21 protein-coding genes and 4 tRNA genes are annotated in these 23,952 nt (G+C 29.8%); 10 read left to right on the top strand and 15 right to left on the bottom strand.

Translation table 11 applies throughout. The features are described from left to right. Positions 1-145 precede the first annotated feature (145 nt). Positions 146-1,936 (top strand): DEAD/DEAH box helicase, encoded by a 1,791-nt coding sequence (locus FRY74_RS01425; protein WP_147097891.1) that lies wholly within the window; start codon positions 146-148, stop codon positions 1,934-1,936. A gap of 55 nt (positions 1,937-1,991) precedes the next feature. On the opposite strand, the gene FRY74_RS01420 is transcribed toward FRY74_RS01425, so the two are convergent. The 5 genes from FRY74_RS01420 to FRY74_RS01400 form a co-directional block, all read right to left on the bottom strand. Then, positions 1,992-2,663, bottom strand: a complete 672-nt coding sequence (locus FRY74_RS01420) for a TrmH family RNA methyltransferase (RefSeq protein ID WP_147097889.1) — start codon at positions 2,661-2,663, stop codon at positions 1,992-1,994. Positions 2,664-2,767: 104 nt separating this feature from the next. After that, a complete protein-coding gene (locus FRY74_RS01415; protein ID WP_147097887.1) occupies positions 2,768-3,040 on the bottom strand; it encodes an HU family DNA-binding protein in 273 nt (90 codons plus the stop codon). Between the two features lie 164 nt (positions 3,041-3,204). After that, on the bottom strand, positions 3,205-3,624 hold the full coding sequence (locus tag FRY74_RS01410; RefSeq protein ID WP_147097885.1) for a cupin domain-containing protein: 420 nt from the start codon (positions 3,622-3,624) through the stop codon (positions 3,205-3,207). Positions 3,625-3,627: 3 nt separating this feature from the next. Next, the gene (gene ftcD / locus FRY74_RS01405; protein ID WP_189765238.1) at positions 3,628-5,310 is read right to left on the bottom strand and encodes a glutamate formimidoyltransferase; all 1,683 of its coding nucleotides are present in this window, start codon (positions 5,308-5,310) and stop codon (positions 3,628-3,630) included. Positions 5,311-5,426: 116 nt separating this feature from the next. Beyond that, a complete protein-coding gene (locus tag FRY74_RS01400; RefSeq protein WP_147097881.1) occupies positions 5,427-7,640 on the bottom strand; it encodes an amino acid permease in 2,214 nt (737 codons plus the stop codon). A gap of 109 nt (positions 7,641-7,749) precedes the next feature. On the opposite strand from FRY74_RS01400, the gene FRY74_RS01395 reads away from it, so the two are divergent. The 7 genes from FRY74_RS01395 to FRY74_RS01365 all read left to right on the top strand — a co-directional run bounded on the left by FRY74_RS01395 (position 7,750) and on the right by FRY74_RS01365 (position 13,157). Further along, positions 7,750-7,823 (top strand) — tRNA-Pro (locus tag FRY74_RS01395). Positions 7,824-7,860: 37 nt separating this feature from the next. After that, a tRNA-Arg gene (locus FRY74_RS01390) sits at positions 7,861-7,934 on the top strand. Between the two features lie 219 nt (positions 7,935-8,153). Continuing rightward, positions 8,154-8,226: transfer RNA gene (locus tag FRY74_RS01385), tRNA-Gly, on the top strand. Positions 8,227-8,264: 38 nt separating this feature from the next. Beyond that, positions 8,265-8,348: transfer RNA gene (locus FRY74_RS01380), tRNA-Leu, on the top strand. Positions 8,349-8,575: 227 nt separating this feature from the next. Then, positions 8,576-10,618 (top strand): T9SS type A sorting domain-containing protein, encoded by a 2,043-nt coding sequence (locus FRY74_RS01375; RefSeq protein WP_147097879.1) that lies wholly within the window; start codon positions 8,576-8,578, stop codon positions 10,616-10,618. A gap of 333 nt (positions 10,619-10,951) precedes the next feature. Beyond that, positions 10,952-12,655, top strand: a complete 1,704-nt coding sequence (locus FRY74_RS01370) for a M48 family metalloprotease (RefSeq protein ID WP_147097877.1) — start codon at positions 10,952-10,954, stop codon at positions 12,653-12,655. Then, the gene (locus FRY74_RS01365) at positions 12,645-13,157 is read left to right on the top strand and encodes a DUF4339 domain-containing protein (RefSeq protein WP_147097876.1); all 513 of its coding nucleotides are present in this window, start codon (positions 12,645-12,647) and stop codon (positions 13,155-13,157) included. The genes FRY74_RS01370 and FRY74_RS01365 overlap by 11 nt, the downstream gene beginning before the upstream one ends. A gap of 18 nt (positions 13,158-13,175) precedes the next feature. On the opposite strand, the gene FRY74_RS01360 is transcribed toward FRY74_RS01365, so the two are convergent. From FRY74_RS01360 to FRY74_RS01335, 6 genes are all read right to left on the bottom strand, one after another. Further along, positions 13,176-14,093, bottom strand: coding sequence for a hypothetical protein (locus FRY74_RS01360; RefSeq protein WP_147097874.1), 918 nt, complete (start codon positions 14,091-14,093; stop codon positions 13,176-13,178). A 139-nt stretch (positions 14,094-14,232) separates the two neighbouring features. Beyond that, positions 14,233-14,631, bottom strand: a complete 399-nt coding sequence (locus FRY74_RS01355) for a hypothetical protein (protein ID WP_147097871.1) — start codon at positions 14,629-14,631, stop codon at positions 14,233-14,235. Positions 14,632-14,635: 4 nt separating this feature from the next. After that, positions 14,636-14,914: a helix-turn-helix domain-containing protein gene (locus FRY74_RS01350; protein ID WP_147097869.1), complete on the bottom strand. Its 279-nt coding sequence runs from the start codon at positions 14,912-14,914 to the stop codon at positions 14,636-14,638. A gap of 96 nt (positions 14,915-15,010) precedes the next feature. Then, entirely contained in the window at positions 15,011-15,745 is a 735-nt protein-coding gene (locus FRY74_RS01345) for an RteC domain-containing protein (protein ID WP_147097868.1), read from the bottom strand. Then, entirely contained in the window at positions 15,745-17,049 is a 1,305-nt protein-coding gene (locus tag FRY74_RS01340) for a tyrosine-type recombinase/integrase (RefSeq protein ID WP_147097866.1), read from the bottom strand. Before FRY74_RS01340 ends, FRY74_RS01345 begins: the two co-directional genes overlap by 1 nt. Before the next feature lie 313 nt (positions 17,050-17,362). Next, positions 17,363-17,911, bottom strand: a complete 549-nt coding sequence (locus FRY74_RS01335) for a hypothetical protein (RefSeq protein WP_147097864.1) — start codon at positions 17,909-17,911, stop codon at positions 17,363-17,365. Positions 17,912-18,149: 238 nt separating this feature from the next. On the opposite strand from FRY74_RS01335, the gene FRY74_RS01330 reads away from it, so the two are divergent. Beyond that, positions 18,150-20,081: a SpoIIE family protein phosphatase gene (locus tag FRY74_RS01330; protein ID WP_147097862.1), complete on the top strand. Its 1,932-nt coding sequence runs from the start codon at positions 18,150-18,152 to the stop codon at positions 20,079-20,081. A 264-nt stretch (positions 20,082-20,345) separates the two neighbouring features. After that, positions 20,346-20,705, top strand: a complete 360-nt coding sequence (locus tag FRY74_RS01325; protein WP_147097860.1) for a CBS domain-containing protein — start codon at positions 20,346-20,348, stop codon at positions 20,703-20,705. A gap of 5 nt (positions 20,706-20,710) precedes the next feature. Here the strand turns inward: FRY74_RS01325 and FRY74_RS01320 are convergent, their stop codons facing one another. The 4 genes from FRY74_RS01320 to FRY74_RS01305 are packed head-to-tail and all read right to left on the bottom strand — an operon-like array spanning position 20,711 to position 23,909. Next, a complete protein-coding gene (locus tag FRY74_RS01320; protein ID WP_147097858.1) occupies positions 20,711-21,325 on the bottom strand; it encodes a DEAD/DEAH box helicase in 615 nt (204 codons plus the stop codon). Positions 21,326-21,370: 45 nt separating this feature from the next. Further along, positions 21,371-21,928, bottom strand: coding sequence for a 5-formyltetrahydrofolate cyclo-ligase (locus FRY74_RS01315; RefSeq protein ID WP_147097856.1), 558 nt, complete (start codon positions 21,926-21,928; stop codon positions 21,371-21,373). Then, positions 21,929-23,143, bottom strand: coding sequence for a 3-deoxy-D-manno-octulosonic acid transferase (locus FRY74_RS01310; protein WP_147097854.1), 1,215 nt, complete (start codon positions 23,141-23,143; stop codon positions 21,929-21,931). It abuts the gene before it with no gap. A 7-nt stretch (positions 23,144-23,150) separates the two neighbouring features. Next, entirely contained in the window at positions 23,151-23,909 is a 759-nt protein-coding gene (locus FRY74_RS01305; protein WP_147097852.1) for a hypothetical protein, read from the bottom strand. Positions 23,910-23,952 lie beyond the last annotated feature (43 nt).

The raw sequence follows: 23,952 nt of genomic DNA, 5'->3' as shown, positions 1-23,952 counted from the left end.
ATTAGGTTAATCCAATTATAAATCCGACATTTGCAAAATCTTACCACAAGGTAAGCTTATTAATAACAGCCAAATTGGTATAGTTATACTGGCGAAAATAGTCCCGCCACTTTCTATCATACCGGTTCGGTATAAAATAAATTAAATGACATTTAAAGATTTAGGTCTAGACGATAATATCGTTAGATCAGTAACGGAATTAGGATTTGAGACACCCTCAGAAATCCAAGAAAAAGCAATTCCACAATTATTAACATCTGATACAGATTTAGTAGGTTTAGCACAAACCGGAACAGGGAAAACGGCAGCTTTTGGCTTGCCAATGATTCAAAAAATTGATCCAACTTACCGAGCAATTCAAGGGTTAATTTTGTGTCCTACTCGTGAGTTGTGTTTACAAATTACAAAAGAATTAACTGCTTATTCAAAGCATAGTGATGGTGTTAGAGTTACTGCCGTTTACGGTGGAGCTAGTATTTCTGATCAAATTAGAGATATTAAAAAAGGTGCTAATATTATTGTTGGTACACCAGGTAGAACAATAGATTTAATGCAACGAAAAGTATTAAAATTTGATACTGTTTCTACAGTTGTGTTAGATGAAGCCGATGAAATGTTAAACATGGGTTTCAAAGAAGATATCAATGAAATTTTAGAAGGAACACCTGCTTTTAAACGCACTTGGTTATTTTCTGCAACCATGCCTAGAGAGGTAGAGCGTATTGCAAGTAACTATATGACGGATCCTTTTAAAGTTACTGTTGGAACTAAAAATAGTAGTGCTGCAAATATTGAGCACCAATATTGTTTAGTTAGTGGAAGGGATCAATATCATGCTTTAAGAAGATTTATTGATTACTCTCCAGGAATGTTTGGTATTGTATTTACAAGAACAAGAAGAGAAGCCAAAGAATTTGCTGAAAAGTTAATGACTGATGGTTATAATGCTGATGCACTTCATGGTGATTTATCACAAGCTCAACGTGATGCGGTGATGAATAAATTTAGAAGCAGAGCTTTACAAATTTTAATTGCAACTGATGTTGCTGCAAGAGGTATTGATGTTGATGATGTAACTCACGTATTTCATGTTGATTTACCAGATGAAATTGAAAGCTATACACATAGAAGTGGTAGAACTGCAAGAGCGGGGAAGTCAGGAATTTCTGTTGCCTTAATTAGCCCTAGTAAATCAGGTAGAATAAGATTAGTTGAAAAACAAATAGGTAAAAAATTAGATCTAGTTAAAGCACCAACGGGTACTGATATTTGTGCTCAACAAATTATTCAATTAACTCAAAATGTTCATGATGTAGAGGTAAACGAAAAAGGAATTGCTCCTTTTGTTGCTCAAATTCATGAAAGCTTAGCTGATTTTAGTAAAGAAGAAATTATAGAGCGTTTTGTATCTGTAGAATTTAATAGATTCTTACAAACTTATGATAATGCTAAAGACATAAATATTGATCCTAGCAGACAAAGAAGAAGCTCAGATAGAGATGAAGGAAGAAGAGGAGATAGGAGAGATAACAGTGTTTCTAATACTAACCGTTTGTTTATCAACGTTGGTAAAATGGATGGATTTGAAAATAAAGGTCAAATTTTAGGTTTTATTTGTAATCAATCTGGCATAGATGGTAATTCTGTTGGTAAAATTGATTTGTTCGATAGTTTTGCATTCATAGGAGTGGAAGATGGTATTGGAGAAAGAATTATCAGCAATATGAATGGTAAAAACATTGAGTCGAGAGATATTAGAGTAGAATTTTCTAAAGACAAGCCAAGAGGAGAAAGAGGTGGTAGAGGAAATGGTGGAGAAGGTAGAAGAAGAGAAGGTGGAGGAGAAAGAAGTGGAAGAAGACGTGAAGGTGGAGAAAGAAAAGAATTCTCTAATAGAGGAGGAGGAAGAAATGATCGTTCAAGAAGTAGAAGATAAAAATTACCTTATATAATAAAAAAGCCTCTCAATTTGAGAGGCTTTTTTTTATAGTTTATTTTGATAGCTTTTCGATAAATTCTTTTTCAATTATATCGCTACGCTTAATTACTTTTTTAGACCAAATAAGTAGTTGGTCAATTTTGTCTTCTTCACTTAATTGCCAATCTATATCAGATGATTTTAGTTTTCGACTAATTTCATAAAGACTAATTGCTGCACAAACAGAAATGTTTAAGCTTTCAGTAAATCCATACATCGGTATTTTTACGAATCCATCAGCATTATCCATAGCAACCTGAGATAAGCCCTCCAATTCAGTTCCAAACATTAAAGCACATTTTTCTGTTAAATCAATATCTTCAATTAAGCAATCATTAGTGTGTGGAGTTGTTGCGTATATTTTATAACCTTTGCTCTTTAATTCATTAATACAATCTAAGGTGTTATTTTCTTTTTTATTGTGTTTGTGTAGGTTAACCCATTTGGATGCGCCCATAACAACCTTTGGGTTTATGTTGTAAGAATTTTCGTTTTCAATAACGTGTAAATCTTGTATACCAAAAACATCGCATGAACGAAGAACAGCACTTGCATTTTGTGGTTGAAATATATTTTCAAGAACAACAGTTACATGTTTTGTTCTTTCTGCTAAAACTTTATCAAATAACTCCTTTTTGTTATCTGTAACTAAGGTTAAAAGTTGTTCTAATAATTGTTTTTTCATTTGCGATAAAGATAATATTTCTAATAAAGATTAAAAACAAAAAAATCTATGCAACAAAAAAGGCTTTCCATAGGGAAAGCCTTTTTAAATAATTTTATCACAAATTATTTTACTTTATCAGCTAATGCTGATCCAGCCTTAAACTTAACTACTTTTTTAGCAGCTATTTTAATTTCTTTACCAGTTTGAGGATTTCTTCCTGTTCTTGCTGCTCTTTTAGATACAGACCAAGTTCCGAATCCGATTAAAGTTACTTTATCACCTTTTTTAAGTGCTGAAGTAGCTGATCCAGTAATAGTTTCTAATGCTGTTTTTGCATCAGCTTTCGATAATTTTGCATCTTTTGCAATTGCGTCAATTAATTCTGCTTTATTCATTTTGTAAAAATTAGGTTAAACAATGATTTTTTATCTATTAATCTATAACAAATATAGACGAATTCTATTTTTATGCAACTTTTGATTATAAAAAAACCTTGATTTGTTAATAAATCAAGGTTTTTTGTTGATAAGCACGTTATCAGTCTTTTAGTTTTTAGAGATTAATAGTCCCCAGTGGTATTATCTTCATATATTCTATCTTTTCCAAAAAACTCAGGAGTTTGTAGGGAAACAATTTTTAATGGATTTTTTGATGTAACAATGACAGAATGAAAAGTGTTCTCAGGGATTGTAAAGTGATCACCTTGTTTAATATCAAATTTTTTCTTTCCAACAGTCATTTCTCCTTCACCGTCTAAAACAATAATTGATTCAGTGTGTTTTAGATGTTTGTGAGATTTTACACCTTTTTTTACCCAAATTACAAAATATGAAGCTTTAGCATCTGAATATAAGTTCTTTACCAAAATATTGTCATATTCTTTTTCTGGAGCAATATCATTAAGGTTTGTTTTTTCATCAGACTGTCCAAATGCTAAACTAGCAATGAAAAGAATGAATATTGTTATTATATTTTTCATTAATTACATTTTAGAGTTGATATAGTTTATTGTTTCTTGTTCTATTTCGACTGTTCTAAGGTAAATTTCTTCACCTCTTTTTAATAAATCATCAGCAAAAGTTCTGTCTTTAATGTCTTTAGCATTTATTTTAACATTGAAATAAGCTCCAGTAACTGCTGCTTTGGCGCAAAGAATTCCTACACCTGCATCAGATAAAGAAGTTTGCATGCCATCTTTTAGCATCGCTTGCATTACTTCCATAGATTGGAATGCTGTTTCCATCACTTTAAAAGGTACTTCAGTAGCATATTTTGTAGCATTTTCTATTGCTTCTGCTCTTAATTTTTGTTCTTCTTCAGTTCCTTTTGGCATTCTAAAGCCATCTATAATTTTATTGAAGGCATTAGTATCTTCATCAACTAAAAACATTAATTTGTTTTTGTAAGATTTTCCTTTTACTGCCCAATTAGAAAATTCTTCCCATCTATCGTCCCAACCAGCTTTATGACTTGATAAGTTAGCAACCATTGTTCCTAGAGCAACTCCTAATGAACCAACATAAGCAGAAATTGAACCTCCACCTGGTGCCATTGATTCCCCAGCTGTTTCATTTGCAAAGTCAGTTAATGATAAATCCACTAATTTTTTTGTAGACTTATCCTCTAAGATGTATTCAATAATTTTTTCTTCAGGATTAAAAGGTTTTAATTCATCAAGACCTAGAGATTTTATTGCAATTTTAATTTTTTCAGATTCAGAACAACCAAGAGAGCGTTGCTGTTTAATTAAGAAGTAATCAGCAGCATCTAGCATTGCTTTTAGTGGAATTAATCCAATTAATTCAGAACCAGTAACTCTTAATCCTCTTTTAGTAGCTGCTTTGCAAGTTTCGTCAAAAGCAACATGCATAGAGGTAATGCTAATGTTTGTTAAATTGTATGAGATTTGAGCAATTCCATATTCATCAATAAACCAGCCAATTCCTTTAACTGCTTTAAGTTTACCTGGAATTCGAATAGGTTCTCCATTTTGATCTAAAACGGGTTTCCCATTTTCCATTTTATTTCTTCCTGCTTCTCTAATATCAAATGCAATTGCATTTGCACGTCTAGTTGAGGTTGAATTTAAGTTAATGTTATATGCTATTAAAAAATCACGAGCACTAACTGCTGTAGCTCCTGTAGTTTTTACTTTTGAATTAAATTCAGCTGGTCCGAAATCTGGTTTCCATTCTGGATTTGTTAATTTTTCTTTTAATCCTTCGTATTCTCCTGAGCGGCAATTTGCTAAATTTTTACGTTTAGGTTCTTGAGCTGCGTTTTCATAACAATAAGTAGGAATTGATAATTCTTCACCAATACGTTTAGCCAGCTTGTGAGCATAAGTAACAGTTTCTTCCATTGTAATGCCTGATATTGGAACTAAAGGGCATACATCTGTAGCTCCAAAGCGAGGATGCTCTCCAGAATGCTTGCTCATATCAATAAGTTCTGAAGCTTTTTTAATTAATCTAAAAGCTGCTTCAATAACATTTTCGGGTTCTCCAACAAATGTAATTACAGTTCTGTTTGTAGCTTTTCCAGGGTCAACATCTAATAATTTAACACCTTCAACAGTTTCAACAACATCAGTTATTTGTTTTATTTTAGCTTGATCTCTACCTTCACTAATGTTAGGTACACATTCAATTAGTTGTTTGTTCATTTTCACATCAATTTTTAATTGATAACAAATCTAATGTTTGAAAATAGAAACTTTAAAAGATTATAAGTAGAGTTATTAACTATTTACTTTTAGTATTGAAATCCTAAAACAGATTGCTATTTGATCGTTTTTTCACGGAATGCACTTACAAATAAAACATTTCCTAAATCAGAGTATTTATTAAATGTACTATCACTTTCTGTCTCGATATTATCAGAATCGTAACCTACAATAGTTAAATCTGCATCAGCAGATTTTTTATTAATAACCATATCAATTTTTTCTTCTTTTAATTGAGGTATTAATTGAATATTAGTTGGAGATATTGGTAACCTACCGCTACTAATTAACTCTAATAATTTAGATTCTGTTTCAGCTTTTTCGTTTGGAGGATAAGTTGAAAAAATATTAATTATACCTTTTTTCCATTCAGGATGGCCAAGCATAATGTAGCTTAAAAGAATCATCAAATTAGCATTTTGAAAATCACGTGGACGAATCCATATGTGAATATTCTTTTTATATCCAAATCCTTTTATTGTTGACCGCAATATACAAACATCAAATTCTGTTGCTCTTAATAATTGGTAGTTCTGAATGGCGTCGTTTAAACTTTCTTTATTATCATTTGTAAATTCAAACAAAATCATATTGTTTCCTTTTCCGCTAACTCCAGATAATTGTATTACTTGAGCAATTGCAGAAGTATAGGAAGGGCTAATTATAGTATCAAGATAAACCTTACTTTTTACTCCTTCATTAAATGTAAGAAGTCTTTTCATTACTTTTTTAGATTCTTGGTAAGTTTCTTTTGAAAGGAAACCATCAATAAAATGGATATAAGTTCCAAAACCATATTTGTGAGATAGCCATCTTAATAAATCATATGCAGATTGTCTTTTAAAAGAATCTTTAGAAACACAAATAATAAAAGGTCTCCATTCTGGAGAGTCTGCACCCGTATCTTTTTTCTGAATAAAAATTTGAAACTGACGACTTAACTGAAACAATACTCCTTTGAATAATTTTTGAATTCCTTTTTTATCCTTATTAATACTGCTAACCCAAATATAGATTAACACCATAATAATTGTAGAGGCTAAGGCGTATGTGAAATCCATTTTAAACATTAGCCAAAAGCTAAAAACAGCACCTAATAAAGATAAGTACCATTTCGATTTAAATGTAGGCCTATAAGATGGGTCTGCAGCAAATTGTTCTAAAAATGAAATAAGACAAATAATACCATAGGTAACCATGAAGAACATAGATATAATACCTGCAACGGTATTAATATCTCCAAGAGCAATAAAAACAAAACCAATAATACAAGTAACTACTAAAGCATTGAAAGGTTCGCCATCTTTAGATCTACCTTTAGAAAACCAACCATTTAGTTTTCCTGGAAAAATAGAATCTACACCCAAAGCTTGTAGGGTTCTAGGAGCAATCATTATAGAGCCTAATGCTGAAGATAGAGCTGCACAACCTAAGCCTATAGGAATAATTGGACCCCAAATAGCAATGCTACTCATTACCATTTGGTCGTTTCCTAAGGCATCAATATCTGCAGACATAAATAATTTTATAGCCACAGCAATATATATTATTATACCTACAATTGTTGCCCATATGGTACCAGTAGGTATTGATTTTTTAGGGTCTTTTAAATCTCCCGACAAACCTAATCCAGCTGCAATTCCAGTGAAAGCAGGGAAGATAATGGTAAATACTTTGAAAAAATTATCTGGATCTTTTACTGTTTTGTATATATTCATTCCGTTTGGAGATGTAGATTCTCCCATAAAAAACATAGCTAATGATATTGCTAAAATAAAGACTACACCATATAGGGCTTTAACGCCAATGTTAGCACCTTTCGATAGCATCAATAATGTAAGCAATCCCATGATAGAGCAGCCCACAATTCGTTTGTCAATGTATATACCTTGAACGGTATATGCCCACCATCTAAGTGGTTCTATAGCCTCTACAAAAGCTATAACATAAAAAGCAATACTTATGGCTTGACTTAAAAACAAAGCAATTCCAATTGCTGCGCCAATATTTAAACCAAATGAACGAGAAATCATATAGTATGCTCCACCACCTTCTACTTTTTGATTAGTAGCAATTTCGGCAACAGCCATTGCTGTCGGTATTGTTACTAAATGGCCAATAAATATTATTGCAAGAGCTCCCATTAAACCGACATGGCCAACAGCATATCCAAATCTTAGAAATAAAATTGCACCTAAAATAGTAGAGATGGCTGTCATGAATACCGGAAGGGTACCCATAGTTCTTGATGGTTGAATGTTATTGCTCATTGCAACAAATATAACTAAATGGAGATTAAAATAAATTAAAAAAAAGTTTAAAAATTATTTCGTAATGTAAAAAGTATATATATATTTGCAGCCGCTTAAAAACACCTATCGGGGTGTAGCGTAGCCCGGTATCGCGCCTCGTTTGGGACGAGGAGGTCGTAGGTTCGAATCCTGCCACCCCGACAAAAACCAACGAAAGTTGGTTTTTTTAATTAGAAATGGGCGCGTAGCTCAGCTGGATAGAGCACCTCCCTTCTAAGGAGGCGGTCGAAGGTTCGAATCCTTCCGCGCTCACAAAAGCTCAACCTATTTGGTTGAGCTTTTTTTTTTGAATTATTTTTCCAAAAAAAAGATTTGTTAATGATTGATTTTTAAAGAGTTAAAAATCGGAGAAAAAAATCTTTGATTTTATACCCGAAAAAAATCAAAAATGTTTTGTAGAAATAAAAAAATAGCTACTTTTGTCGTCCCCTTACAAAGGGATTGTTCTTAACAACATTGAAAAAATATTAAGCGAGAGTAGCTCAGCTGGTAGAGCGCGACCTTGCCAAGGTCGAGGTCGCGGGTTCGAACCCCGTCTCCCGCTCAGATAAAAATATACCAATTATCAATAGTGATATTGATGCTCGAGTGGTGGAATTGGTAGACACGCAAGACTTAAAATCTTGTGTCCATTAGGACGTATGGGTTCAAGTCCCATCTCGAGTACAAAAAGCCTTGTTAATCTTATGATTATCAAGGCTTTTTTGTTTTTTTAAGGTTTTTATTACAAACCAGTTACAAATATTTTGTAAATCTTTAAATTGACTTTTGTCATTTAATCATAAATAATACTTTAGTTTATTTGTTTTCTAATAAAAAGTATCTTGAATGAAGAAGTCAATGTCAAATACTGAATTTTTAGGGTTATTAATTATTATCCAATAAAATATTTTATGAAAGCATTATCATTTTTAGTTTGTTTTTTTCTTTTTGTTATTTATTCATTTTCTCAAACAATAATTCCTTCATGGGCTCAAATTCACGAAGGAGCTCTTCAATTTTATACTTCATCAAGTGTTGTTGGGGAAAATAATTCTTTATATTCAATTGGCTATTTTGATGGTATAGTTGAATTTGGACAAGATACTCTGATTTCAAATGGTGGTCTTGATATATTTATTACAAAAATTGATTCAAATGGAAACTATTTATGGTCAAAATCTATTGGTTCCTTCGGAGATGAACAAGGCATTGCTATTAATAGAGATTCTGAAAACAACTATTATATTGTTGGTTATTTCTCAGGTTCAGTAGACTTTGATCCTAATACAGGAATTAATGAACTAACTTCTGATTATGGTATTTGTCCATTTACAATTAAAATTGATAGTGAGGGTAATTTATTGTGGGCTGGACATATTAACTCAAAAGGGGCGTCTGATTTATCATCTTCTATAGTTTCTACTTCTACTGGTGTTTATGTAATTGGTCAATTTTCAGACTCAGCAGATTTTGATCCAAATATTGGAACTTATTATTTGTACCCTGAAAATTCTTCTGGGTTATTTATACAAAAATTGGACAAAACTACAGGTAACTTATTATGGGTGAAGCAGATTTCTTCTTCATATGTTTTTAGTAGATCAGTTAAAATTGATGGAAATGAAAATTTATATATCTATGGGATGTATAATGGAACGATAGATCTTGATCCAAATCCATCTAATTTAATTAATAGAACAACAAATGGTCAAAGTGATTTATTTTTATTAAAATTAGATTTAAATGGTAATTTTTTAAATGCAGTTACTATTGGTGGCATAGATCATGATGAGTCTACAAACTTTCATATCTCAGAAACAAACGAATTAATACTGTTGGGTAGATTCAGAGAGACAGTTGATTTTAACCCAGGTTTAGGGGTAGATTATAAAACTTCTGAATTCACAAATTCAGGGTTTATACTCAGTTTAGATTCAAGTTTAAACTATAATTCGGTAAAAGTATTTAATGGTAATGGACACAGTACAACAAATTCATGTGTAACAAATTCTTCTAATGAATTGTATGTTTATGGGGAGTATACAAATGAAATATTATTAAATACTGATTATGATATTTCACCTTCTCAAAGTCAAGGTTCACTTGATATTTTTGTTGTTAAGTATGATGCTAATAGAAATTATGTTTTTAGTAATGTTATAGGTGGTCAAAATAGTGATGTTCCCCAACAAATATTGATTGATAGTCAAAGCAATATATATATAACAGGAAAAATTAACTCAACATTAGGTGTTGATTTTGATCCTACACCAAGTCAATTAAATCTTTCTGGAACCCAAACTTTTTATGTAAAGTATTTTGAAGGATGTTTACCTTCAACTTCAAACGTAATTTTAAATGAATGTTTTTCATATACTTCACCAAGCGGTAACTATGTTTGGGATTCATCAGGTATATATAATGATACTTTACTAAACCATATAGGTTGCGATAGCGTTATTACTATTGATTTAACTATAAATTTAGTCGATACTACTGTATCAGTTAATCAAAATATTTTGTTTTCAAACGCGACTGGGGCATTATATAAATGGTTAAATTGTGATAATAATTTTGAACCCATATTGGGTGAATCAAATCAATTTTTCATTCCAAATTCTATTGGTAATTATGCTGTAGAAATCAATCAAAATGGATGTATTGATACATCATCTTGCATTTCATTTGTAACTAATATTGAAGATTATCACAAAAATTTAAATATTTCAGTTTATCCAAACCCAACAAAAGATATAATCTATATTGATGCTAAAGATTATGATAATCTTAAAGTTGAAGTTTATAATTTATTAGGTGAGATGGTTTTTTCAGAAATGATTAACGGAAATGACTTTATAAACACTAATAGTTTTGCTAAAGATGGAGTGTTTTTTATAAAAGTTATAGAAGGAAAAAGTTTGGTGTTTACCCAAAAAATAAAAATCCTTAATTAATAGATATTCTTTCCATTTTGGTATGATTTATTTTTATTAAAGGATGAGAGATTGGAGTAGGTTTAACCAGCTCTTTTTCAATCTCTAAAACTAATTTAGCAGTTATTCTTTTATTAGTTGAATCTCTTTATATTATATAGGTATATAGTATTGTTTTATTATTTAAGTTTTAAGTAAGTTTTGTATTGAAAATTTAAGATAGAAAAGGGGGGTAGATAATTGTCATTTGTAAGCCCCCTTATCAATTGGATAAAATAGAAATACCCCTGTTGACTGTTAAGTGTAGTATTTATTTGCTTTTGTATTTTAAATACATATTTTATAAGTTTGATTATGAAAAATATATTATCAATATTAATAGTTTCATTATTTCTTCTAAATTCTACTGTAGCACAAATTTGTGGTTACAATAAAACAATCAGTTTTGAGGATTTTTATTGTGATTTTGAATCACAAACTAAAGACAAATACTCTGAGGTTTCGGTTAGTAAGATACTTGATGTAATTGGTGCTTCTAAAAGTTTTGTTTTGTTGCCATGTGACGATATGCAGAATTGTTTTGCTACAACATTTAATGGTGTTAGATACATTGTGTATGATAAGGGTTTTTTAGATGGTATTGCAAATAATTCTGATTCTTGGAGCAAGATGTCAATATTAGCCCATGAAATAGGTCATCATATTAATGGACATACTGTAGAGGCTTTATTATATTCTGCAGGAACAATTGAGCCTAAAGTTTTAAGTGAAAGAAGAAAACAAGAGTTAGAGGCAGATGAGTTTTCAGGGTTTGTCTTAGGGAAGCTTGGAGCGACATTAGAGCAATGTCAAAGTGCATTAACAATAGTGTCTAATAATGATAATGATTTAAATAGTACTCATCCAAAGCTTGATAAAAGGTTGCAAGCCATTAAAAATGGTTACGACAAAGCAAAGTCAGGAGCTGTAAATATTTGTCTCAAAGGAGATTGTTTAGCTGGTCAGGGAATTAAAAAATATAAAAATGGCACATATGAAGGTGAATTTTTAAATGGGAAAAGAAACGGTCATGGTATTTATTATTGGAATAATGGTGATATATATAAAGGAATGTGGGAGAATAATTTTCAAAAGGGTTTAGGGGAGAGAACTTATATTGATGGAAGTAAATATAAGGGTAATTGGGATAGAGGGAAAAAAGATGGCTTTGGTAAAATGGTTTATAATAATTCATCTTTTTATTCTGGTACATGGGAAAATGATTTAAAAGATGGTTTTGCAAGGACTTTTAGTGTAGAAAATGGAAATAGTAGTGGTTTTTGGATAAAAGGTGAACAAATACCAAGAATAAGAGGAGGTTGTTTGTCTGGTGATTGTGATGATTATATAGATAAAAAAGGTAATGTTACAGGTCAATTTACAATTTTAACAAGTCATACTTATCAAAAAGGTGATTTTATTGATGGTCTTATAGTTAAAGGTAAAGTGATTAATCATGTTGGGAATGTTTATGTTGGTAGGTTTGATAATTATGCCTTGGTACAAGGTTATTACATAGTTAATGATGTTGTTAATGATGTTGACTCAACCGATCATCCTATTAGTGTTATTCAATTTTATAATATTTCAGGCACAGTATTAGATTTAGACTCTATTCCACTTTCAAATGTTAAAGTTAAAATGGTAGGTACTGATGGTAGTTCCATTGTTGTTGAAAGTGATGTAAATGGTAGTTTTTTGATTGGTAGAGATTTAATGTTTCCTGAAACTTCATATGGCTTATTAGTTTCAAAACCTGGGTATTTTTCAGTAATAAGAAAAGAAACAACAGTTGGAATTGTTAATAGTAAAAAGTTTTTTCATGAATACCGCCTTCAAAAAATTGAGATGATATTTAGTAAACTGGAAATTGAAGAGATAATCAATAAAAATCGACGAATATATGTAGGTGATCGATTAATTTTTAAGGATGAAATAATTTATTTGTTTAATAAATATGGAGTTAAGAAAAATAATATTGATTATTATATAGCAAACACTGATTATTATGATAAATAACAAAAAATATTTTATTGTTATAGATAATAAACAAGAAGGTCCTTTTACAAAGGAAGAACTGATAGCTAAAAGCATCAGAATTACTGATGAAACTTTAGTATGGTCTAAAGGATTTCCAGATTGGAAAAAAGCAAAAGAAGTAGATGATTTAATGTCACTGTTAATATCAGTACCACCCCCAATTCCTTCTGTGTCAAAATCAGAGAAAGTTGAGGTAGAATTTTCTAAAAAAGTAGAAGTTGAGGTTTCTAAAAAAGAAAAAGATTATTCTGATTTCAAAAGAAAATTTGCTATAAATTTTAAAAGGGAAGCAATTATTATTATAATGATATTTGCTTTAGATTTTTTATTATATATACTTGTTTATTGGGAGCCATTAAGAAATAGACTTCATAATGATGTTATTTGGTTTTTTAGAAATCCTTTTCCTTTTTTCTTTTCTGCTTGGTCAATTCGATTGGTTTATGTTGTCATTAAATGGTTAAACCGTTATGCTAAGTAGATTTTTTAAACCAATCAATTAAATTCTACTTGGTTTATTTACTATCCGATTTGACAATATATATAAAGTGTCATTTTGGTTAGTTTTTGAATTTACTATATCAATCTTTTTAGATAGTAGTTTGGTAATTTGTCCTTTGATGTTTTTAGGGTTTTGATTAATTAGTTTATTTAATTCGTTTCTGTGGTATTTAAAGTTTTGTGATTTAAGTTCTAACCAATAATATGGGTTGCTATATTGGAGTTGTTTTTGGCTTTTATTAATACTTGTTTTATCGTAAAATAAAACATTATTCCATTCAGTAAGTAAGCGGTCTTTAAACCGCCTTAAATTGGATTTTATAAGGTCTTTAAGTGTGTATATGTCTTTCTTGTTGAAGTACTCCATTCGATTAAATTTTAACTCAAAACGAAGTATATCATTTTCAATATTAAAGTGTTTTTGATAGTGTTTTCTTTTATCATATATCTTAACCCAATACTGAGAATGTGAGCATTGTAGGTATTTGCCCTCATCCGAATTATATTTAAATTCAAATGGTTTTGTTTTATGGAGTAAACAACCGTTTAAAATGGTTTCTGTTTTTATTGGTGGTATTAAGTTTGCCCCGAGCTCAATATTTTTTAAAATACATTGTTCGGGTGTTATCTTAAAATTGTCTTTAAAATCATTTAGAACATGATTAATTTCATGAATGCCAAAATCTTTGAAGTTGTGTAAACCGTTGTAATAGTATTTATGAATTGAACCACTTATAAAAATACTCCCAGTATCATAAATAACAAAAGTTAACCCTTTGTAGTATGCAGTTTGATGAGGCGTTATTGTTTCGCCTTTTTTATTTGTGTTAATTATTTCGCCTGTTGCCTCATTTATATTTCTACCAAAGTTTAATAAGTTACTTTCAAGTAAATTATTTGCCGAATAGTTAACCAATTTTATTTTAAGATAGTCAATCAAAATAAGTAACTTTGATAATGTTATTACAGTTGCCTGTATAACAACTTTGAATAAATTGAGGGGCTTGAACAATCCCTCTTTTTTTATCCTCTCTAATTGATTTTATAGCCTGTTATTAGCTTATTAAGTAAATTGTCGTTGTGTGGGTAATAGTCCATAAAACGTCTACAATTAACCTCTTTTTGTCTTTATCGAAGTAGAAAAATAAAAGACTTTTTGAAGTATTACCGATAAGGTTAGCCCTTGTACAATCGCCGAAGAATAAACCCTCTATTGTTGTTGGTTTTACTCCAGTAATACAACTGGATTTTTGCCAACTCGATTTATTTTTAATCCTAAAGTAGTCGTTAAAGTTCTTTGCATTAGAATAGTTTAAAAAAGGTTCTATTCTTGCTATTTCTGTTAGTAGTTGTTTAGAGTTCTCAACCTTTACTAAATCATAAACTGTATAAGATTTTAGTTCTTTACTTATCTTGTAAATATGTCGAACGAAGTTATTATTGCCTGTATTCATAAGACTAAGAATTTAAGGGGGTTAAACACTTGTCTATATCAGACCTTAAAAAATACACTCTATTACCTATGCCGAGAGGCTTCAATCGTCCAGACTTGCACCAATTATGAATTGTAGAAATATCCACTTTAAAAAGGTCTGCAACCTCTTTGCGTGTGTAATATTCATTTGGTTGTTTTGGTTTAAAGTTCTTTAAGAACTCATCTAATTGATTTTTTAAATCAGTTGTAATTTCTTTTTTTAACTCGTCTGGAGTTACATTTAATAATTGAATTTGTTTCATAACCTAAAATATTTGTTAATATTATTTTAGGCTAAATAACAACTGTTTAAAGGGGGGTGAGGGTAACTAACGGGGTAACTAACGTTTGTTTTTTATTTAAGTAGAATTAATATAATCGTATAGGGTTTCTTTGAGGGAATCTAAAAATAAGGTTTCACTACCGTTATTTCTTTTCTTTAAATCTTGTATCAATTTATCAGGATTATTAATCTTAATGTTTAGGAAATTTGAAAGTGTTTCAATTATTTCTTTTTGACTGTTTCCTTTTAGACTTTCATTCTCAATTAGTGCTTTAACTAATTCAATAAAATCGGTTTGAGTTCCAGTAAATTTAATATTTGAAGAGTTTATTACTTTAATCTGTTTAGTTATTTCTTTTTCCAAGAAACTTATTTTTTTTTGGTTAGATAAAATTAATACATCTCTAAATTCATCTAAACAATCATTATATATAGGGAATTTTATATCTGGGTTAATTGTTGAAGTATAATATAAGCAAATAACATTACCGTCGAAATCATGTTTTAAATAACTATTGAGTAATGTTAATTCTTTAGATATGAAATCGTTTAATTCTGCATCAGTGTATGTTTTTTTGTAGATTTCAAATCTTTCATCGAATGTTTTTTTGTATGTTGAAAGATTGCAATATTGCCAAAAATAGTTTTCTTCATTGCTTTTGTAGTATAACATTTGTAGATTTTCATAAAAAAATATTTCATTTGTAAGTTTATAGCTTTTCTCTTCAACTCCCAAAAAATCAATAATTTCTATCTCTTCTTTTAATTCTGAATTTGATAAAAGTATTTCTATTTCTTTACAATTTTCCATTATACTGCTTTTAAATTGTTTTCTGTTTTATTATTCATTTCTTTAACCAGTTTCAAAAACAGTTTTGCGTTTTCGTCTTTGTCTTTTGGTTTTCCGATGTATTCTAAAAACATACTTTCTTTTGAGTGTCCTGTTATTTCTATTAGTATTGGAGTAGGTATGTGTTTATAGTAATTCGTTGCAAAAGAACGTCTTAAAGAGTGTGATGTAATTAACTCATATTTAGGGAAATTACCCGAAACTTTACGTTTCTTTTTGTTGTCGTACTTTTTGCCAGATACAACCTCATTAATATTACATTCTTTACATAGGTCTTTAAGATACTGGTTAAATTTTTGGTTTGATATTTTGTAAGGAAATTCTTTTGTAAGAATATACTCAATATAATCTTTGTAAATAGGTATAGTTACATTTTTGCCAGTCTTTTGTTGAGTAATATCAATTACTAAATTATTCTCAATGTATCTAAGATTGTCTTTTGTTAGGTTTAAAAGGTCGCCCCCTCTTTGTCCTATTTCACAACCGATTAACAACCATTTTCTAACATTAATTAAATGGTCTTTTGTTAGTTCTTTGTTTCTTATTATTTCAAGTTCATCAAATGAAAGTGTAATAATATCTTTGTCTTTTTTAATCTCTTTAAAACTTTCTATATTAGGTGCAAAGTCATTTATTTTGATACCTCTTTTTTTTGCATCTAAACAAATCGTTTTTAGATTGTCTAACATTTTACCTGAATAGTTAATAGAATAGTTTTCTTTATTCATTAACCAGTTTGTGAATTTATCAACAAATGAGTTATTAATATCGGTTAATCTTATTTTACATTTTAGGTGTTTCTCATATCGCAAGATGAGGTTGAAAAAAGTAACATAGCCTTTAATCCTGTTTTGTGATAACCCCACTTTTGAGGTCCCTTTTATTTTACGAGTGTTTGCATTGTCAATTATGTATTCTATTTGTGTAGTAAGTAAATTATTGTTGAGGTTGATTTTGCCTAATCGATTAAAGTGTGTATCAATAACATTTTCTAACCAAAATGAGTTAATTATTTCGCCCTTTATTTCGGCTTCATTAATTTGTTCGTAAATGTAATTTGATAGTTTGTTTAGTTTATTGAATAGATTTTTTAAGTGTGCATCGTTTTGCTTTGGTCTTTTAGTTGTCGTACTCCAGTCATTCGGGCTAATTGTGAACCCTGTTTTTTTTAAGATAACATTACCACGCCCCAAAGAGATATAAACGTGAATTTGACTTTTTGATGAGGTCTTGATTTTTACCAGTCGATAATTTACAGTTGCCATTTTTAAGATTTTGTTTGAACATATCAAAAATACTAAAAATACAAACCTATTACAAACCTATTACAAACCGTTGTTAAATTTATTTAGATTTACTTCAACTTAAATATATTAGTTAAAATAATATAAAAACCTTTGTATTGTTGAATTTATAAGATTTTTTAATGATTTTATTGAGTTTGTTAAAAGTATCGAATTTAACCCTTGGTATTCCCATCTCGAGTACAAAAGCCTTCTAGATTATTCTGGGAGGCTTTTTTGTTTGTTGAAAGTTTGTGTTTAAGGGAGAAGTAGTAGGGGCAGAATTAAGGACAAATTATTTTTTTGAGTTCCCTATCCAGAACCCTAAACTTACTTTTGGCCCCCAATGGAACACCCATTTGTTGGGCTGAGAGTCATACAAAAAATAAGAACCACCAAGTTGCAACCCCGTACAAATTGTGAATCTCTTTTTCGTTTTAAAGAAGTAGCCAGGCTCAATTGCTAATGTCGTTGTATAATGATCATTAATAAGATTCCTTCCTAGACCTAGCAAAGGCCCTACATAAATACCATAAGGATAGTTTCGCTCTTCTTGATTTTTCATAAAAACTGGAAAAACCGTATAAAATCCAATGTCGGAAATTCCTTGTTTTGTACCTCCGAAATGATAATTCAAAGTAGGCAATATCCTAAAGTTAACTCTATTGCTAATTGATAGCTCTACAACAATTGGAAGTATGTTTACATCTAGCTCACCTTCTACATAAGATGGTTCTATAGTCACAGCAGGTTGTATTCCGAGAAAGATTGGAGTGTTCGACTGTGCAAAAGAATAGGATAGCTCCAAACATAAAACTATAGCCAAGATTAGTTTAAAGTTCATAAAGCAAAAATAATCTTTGAATAAGTCCCAAAAAATGATGTTTATCACTCAATCTGGTTCGACAATACAATCATTTCCTGTACAAAAGGGTTTCAATGAAAATTGAAACCCTTTTTTTATGCCTAAAATTGCAATTTGTACAACATAGGTACAACATTTTGGTGTTTTCAGCTATTTATTTATTTTTATCATGAAAAAATTCTACCCTTTTTAATAAACTCATTTCAAAAAATAAATAATGGCTAGATTCATTCTAACTCTAATCTCATTAATATTACTACAACAAGTTTTTTCTGAAGTCAATATTGATTCTTTATTAATTGAAATTGAAAAACATAATGACAACTCGAAAGCTCTTGATTCTTATGTTTCGATTGAAATAGAACAGGATTATGACATTGGATTTAAAATAAAAAGTGATTCATTAAGGGCTAAATACTACGACAAATTATCTTCTCATTATTTTTCAAAAGGAAATGCTCCTAAATGTATTTCTTATTCTTTCCTTGCTCTTTATTTATATGAAAAAAACAAAGATCAGATAGGTATAAGTAACTGTTACTATAATTTAAGTGATATGTATGCAATAATTAATGATTTTGAAAAATCAAAAATATTCTTCTCAAAATATATAGATCTAATAAGACAAAACAATATGGGGGATGATTATTTAGTCGGGTATTATGGTAATATTGGTTTAGATTACTTCATGCCTCAAGGAATGTATGACACAGCAATTGTCTATCTAAAAAAAGGGATTGAACTTAATTCTCATCTTGATTATGGAAATCAAATATTATTTCATTCTTCAATAGCTAGATGCTATAGCTTTTTAGGTCAAATCGATTCTTCAGATTTTCACTATAAAATATTACATAATTATTATAAAACAGACTCTCTTAATTTAATCAGAGAGAAAGCATATTATTTAGTAAGCGCAGGGCAAACATACTTTGAACAAAACAAAATAATAAAAGCAGAAAGTAGCCTTAAAGGAGGAGTTTTAATAGCTGATAGTATTAAATTAATTGAACCATTACTTAAAGGGACGCAACAATTATATCAGCTTTATAAAGCTCAAAATAAAAAAAATAAAGCCTTATTTTATTTAGAAAAATATCATAAAGCATATTCAAGTCTATACAATACTTCTCAACAACAAAAGTCAGTTGCAAGCTTACTTAATTATCAAGCTGAAAAGAAGCAAATTGAAATGGTCGCAAAACAAGAATTAATAGAGTTTAAAGCTACAGAAGAAATCAGCCACCAAAAATTTATTAGAAATATTATAATTATTTCTACACTAATATTATTGATTCTTTTAGTAATAATATTTCAAAAATTACATATTTCAAGAAAGCAAAACATTATAATAGAGAATCAAAAAATCACCCTTAACAATTCATATAATGAATTAGACAGAAAAAATAAAGAAACCATAGATTCTATTGCCTATGCTAAAAGAATACAAACGGCTATTTTACCTCCAAATAAATTAATTTCAAAACATTTACAAAACAGTTTTATCCTATATAAACCTAAAGATATAGTTGCTGGTGATTTCTATTGGCTTGAGCCTACTAAGAATGCCATTTTATTGGCAGCAGCAGATTGCACCGGACATGGAGTGCCAGGAGCCATGGTAAGTGTGGTGTGTAACAACGGATTAAATCGAGCAGTTAGAGAGCATGGCTTAACCGACCCCGGACAGATATTAGACAAGACAAGAGAAATAGTAATACAAGAATTTGAAAAGAGTGAAGATGAAGTAAAAGATGGGATGGACATAGCATTATGTAGTATAGCAGACAACAAACTACAATATGCTGGAGCACATAATCCATTGTGGATAATCCGTAAAGGAGAAATAATAGAAACAAAAGCGAATAAGCAACCTATCGGAAAGTTTGATAATCCAGAACCCTATACAACACATAGTTTTGATTTACAAAAAGGAGATTCAATTTATATTTTTTCTGATGGTTATGTGGACCAATTTGGTGGAGAAAAAGGCAAGAAATTTAAAGTCAAAGCATTCAGAGAATTACTCTTAAGCATTCAAGATAAATTAATGGAAGACCAAAAGCAAATCATTGATGAAGCATTTGAAACTTGGAAAGGAGATTTAGAACAGATTGATGATGTCTGTGTTATAGGTGTTAGAGTTTAGGTTCAATCTGGTTCGACAATACAGTTATTTCCTATTTTAAAGCTTCAACTTCAGTTGGGTATTTTTGTTTAAAGGTATTATTAGAATAGCTTCAAGCTTCTATAGAGAGCTTGAAATGTTTCACTTTCTTTAGATTATCATATTTATAATTTATGATGAACAAATAAAATAGATAGGTAAATTGCAATTATATTGAGAGGTGATTTTTATCATTATCTATTTAATCATTATAATTTATCTTTATAACGAACTAAAAACAAAACAATGAGAGTTGAAGAAATAATGACTAGTCCGATTGTAGTAACTCAGCCAGGAGTAAAAATTGCTAATTTAAAAGATATGTTTATTCGAAAGAATATAAATGCAGTGCCTGTATTGGAAGAAGATGGAACAATTTCAGGAGTTATATCTTCGAGTGACTTAGTTGCCGTTCATAATGAATCTTTATTTGTTCGAGATGTAATGTCAAGAAATGTACATATTGGTTTAAAAAACAATAGAGTAAAAGATGCTGCTAAAATGATGGTTAAACATGGGGTTCATCATCTAGTAATTATGGATGATGGGAATGTAGTTGGAATGCTAAGTTCTATGGATATTATAAAGGTGTTTTCCGAAGAATAATTTAGTTATTCAATGTCAATAACTTGGGCATCTTCCATATAAAGTTCTTGTAACTTTTCAATCTTATGATCAAACTTATTTGCAAAAACTAAATATTGGCATTTTGCTAAACTTTCTACAATTCTATGAATTTCAGTATGAAAACTTGTTCCTATTAAAAATTCAGCATCTTCTATTATTAAAAGTTGAAGGTTAGCCAAGTTTAATCCATTTTGAAAATATATTTTATTCAAACGCTTTGGGGTTCCAATTACGATGTCTGAGCCTACATAAATAGCATCTTTCTGATCATCAATTTTACCTTCCTCATAAGCAATGGCAATTCGTAAATCGGTATTCTTAATCCATTTATTAAACTCTTCTTCGAGTTTTAAAACTGCCTGTTTATCTTTTGCGAAAACTAATGCTCGAGGAACATCTTCAAAGGCCTCACCATTTAATTTTTGGATTGTACTGATAATTAAATTAGTCGTTTTACCTGCTCCTTCTGGTGCAATACCAATAAAATTTGCACCACCTTTAATTTTAGGGATAAGTTGTTTTTGTATAGGTTTAGGATTTTCAAATTCAAATTTTTCTAAATTTTCTTTAATACAGGGTAATAACTTTTTGAAAGACATAATTAAAAATCAGTTTATAATGCAAAGGTATTAAGAAAAATAGGGCTAAAGAGGATTGTTGCTAACCAAAATTTCATTTAAACAAATGTCATGTATCTCAGTTGGAACATTATCTACTTTCTGTTCTGGATAGAATATACCTATTTTGTAGGCTTCAGGATGATTAGTCAGGAAGTTGTCGTAATATCCACCTCCATATCCTAATCGGTGATTTTGATTGTCAAATGCCAGTCCAGGAACAATTATCAAGTCAAATTTACCATCATACTCTTCAGGGGTTGAAGGATGAGTAGTGCCAAAAATTCCTTTTTCTATTTTTTCAAGAGAATTAAGAATTCTATTTTCTAATTTTCTATTTGGAAGTGTTTTTGGTGTGACAACAATTTTGTTTTTATTTAATAAAGTTTTTAATAAAGGGGTGATGTCAATTTCTTTACCCATTGGTAAATAAGCATGTATAATCCTATAGTTTTTTTCTTCAATCAATACAGCTAATTGATTACAAATCCATAAATCGTATGATTGCTTAAAAGAAGTCTCAATTTCAGCTCTTTTAATTAGCATTTCTTTTCGTAGATTTTTTTTTAAATCAAGAATATCCATTTAAACTTTACTTAAAATGATATTTGTAGCTCCTTTGTTATTGGCAATAAAGGCAATATTTTGTTTTTTTATAATGTCAAGTTTTGGAATAATTTCATTAATTGATTTAGCAAAATCAAATTCAGTTGAAATAGTTATAGCTCCTCCAGCGTTTATTAAGTTTTGTGCTTCGTGAAATTTTTGGTGTTTAGGTCCAAAAAATATAGTATTTCCAAAACTGGTTGGTTCTAAAATATTATGCAATGCACCTGTAAAACCACCTCCAATAAGTGCTATGTCTGTGTATTGATAAATGTTAGAGAGGATTCCAATATTATCAATAATTAAAACATTTTGGGTACCTATATTTTTAAGGGTTGCTTCAGAGTGTCGAATACAATTATTATTAAATAGTTTTTCTATTTGTTGGATATGGTTTTCAGAAATGTTATGTGGGGCAATTATCAATTTAAAATTGGATTGATTTGATTGATAATATTTTGCTAAAATATTTTCTTCTTCAGGCCAACTACTTCCGCCAATAATAATTTTTTGATCACTTTTGAAAGCTTTAATTATCGGTAATTCTTCTGGTGATAAGCTGTTTTCGTAAACCCTATCAAATCTAGTGTCACCACTTATAGTAGCATTTGAATAACCTATTTCTTTTAAAAGATTTTCAGAAGCTTTATTTTGCAAAAAGAAATGATTAAAGTAAGCAAGCATTTTCTTGTACCACGCCCCGTACCACTTAAAAAACAATTGATTTTTTCTAAATACTCCTGAAATTAAATATGTTGGTATTTTTTTATTAAAAAGTTCTTCAAGGTAAAAATTCCAAAATTCGTATTTGACAAAAAAAGCAACATTAGGCTGTATTGTTTTTATAAATTTTTTAGCATTTTTTTTTGTGTCAATAGGCAGGTAAAATACGTAATCGGCATTTCCATAGTTTTTTCTCAATTCATAACCAGAAGGAGAGAAAAATGTAATTAATATTTTATGGTCGGGATACTTTTTTTTAAAACCTTCTATCACGGGTTTGCCTTGTTCAAATTCGCCTAAACTTGCACAGTGAAACCAAGCAATTTTATCTGAAGGCTTTATAGTAGAGGCAATAAGGTTAAAGATGTTTTTTCTTCCTTCGACCCATTGTTTTGCTTTAGGATTAAAAAAACTAGCAATATGAATTAGGGATGAGTAGCTAAGTACTGATATTTGATAAATAAGCTTCATTTAGCTATTAATCATAATAATATTCTTGTTGAGTTCTTTTGTTTAATCTAATAATCCAACCTAGCCTAATGCCGTAAAGAATATCGTTTGAAACTTTAGTGTCAGCTTGTTGTGTGTCATAATTGTATTTTCTTAAACTTTTAGTCCAACCTTGTGTGTAGTCAAATCCTCCAAAAAAGTTTAGAAATCTATTTTTACTTAAATGCATATAGCCTATAAAACCATTTATTGCATAGCCAAATGACAAGCGATCGTATCCTTTTTTATTTTCTTCTGATAAGGTATTCACTTCATCTTTAAATGCAATTCTAATTTTATGGTGAAGTGTTCCAAAACCTCCATAAACTAAGATACCTGAATTATTGTTTTTTGTTAAAACATTAAACAATTTACCACCTACTAAAAAGAATGAGGAACCTCTTTCTTCTAAAAATACTGAAGTAAGTCTACCTTCATTATCAATGATATAACTATCTTCTGTAAGTAAATCGCTTAAAATTGTATTTTCATTTACTTTATTTCCCCAAATAAAATTCCCTTTAATTCCATAGTACCAATGATTTTTATTTTTAATAGCAAAGCTTCCACCAACATTATTGTTATGTCCAAAGCGATTAGATAAATCTCCTGCTGACCATTGGTGAGCATAAGAAGCAGTAATCATTGGAATTGTAAAAGCAGAGTCTTTAGGTGTAGAAAATGTATTCACCTGTCCAAATGCAACGATGCTAAAAAGTAATCCTAAAATTAGAAAATAATGCTTCATTTAATAAACCGTAAAACACAAAATAACGAAATAATAATTGCTC

Source organism: Vicingus serpentipes, assembly GCF_007993035.1.
Classification (GTDB): domain Bacteria; phylum Bacteroidota; class Bacteroidia; order Flavobacteriales_E; family Vicingaceae; genus Vicingus; species Vicingus serpentipes.
This window is presented reverse-complemented; position numbering and strand designations above follow the sequence as displayed.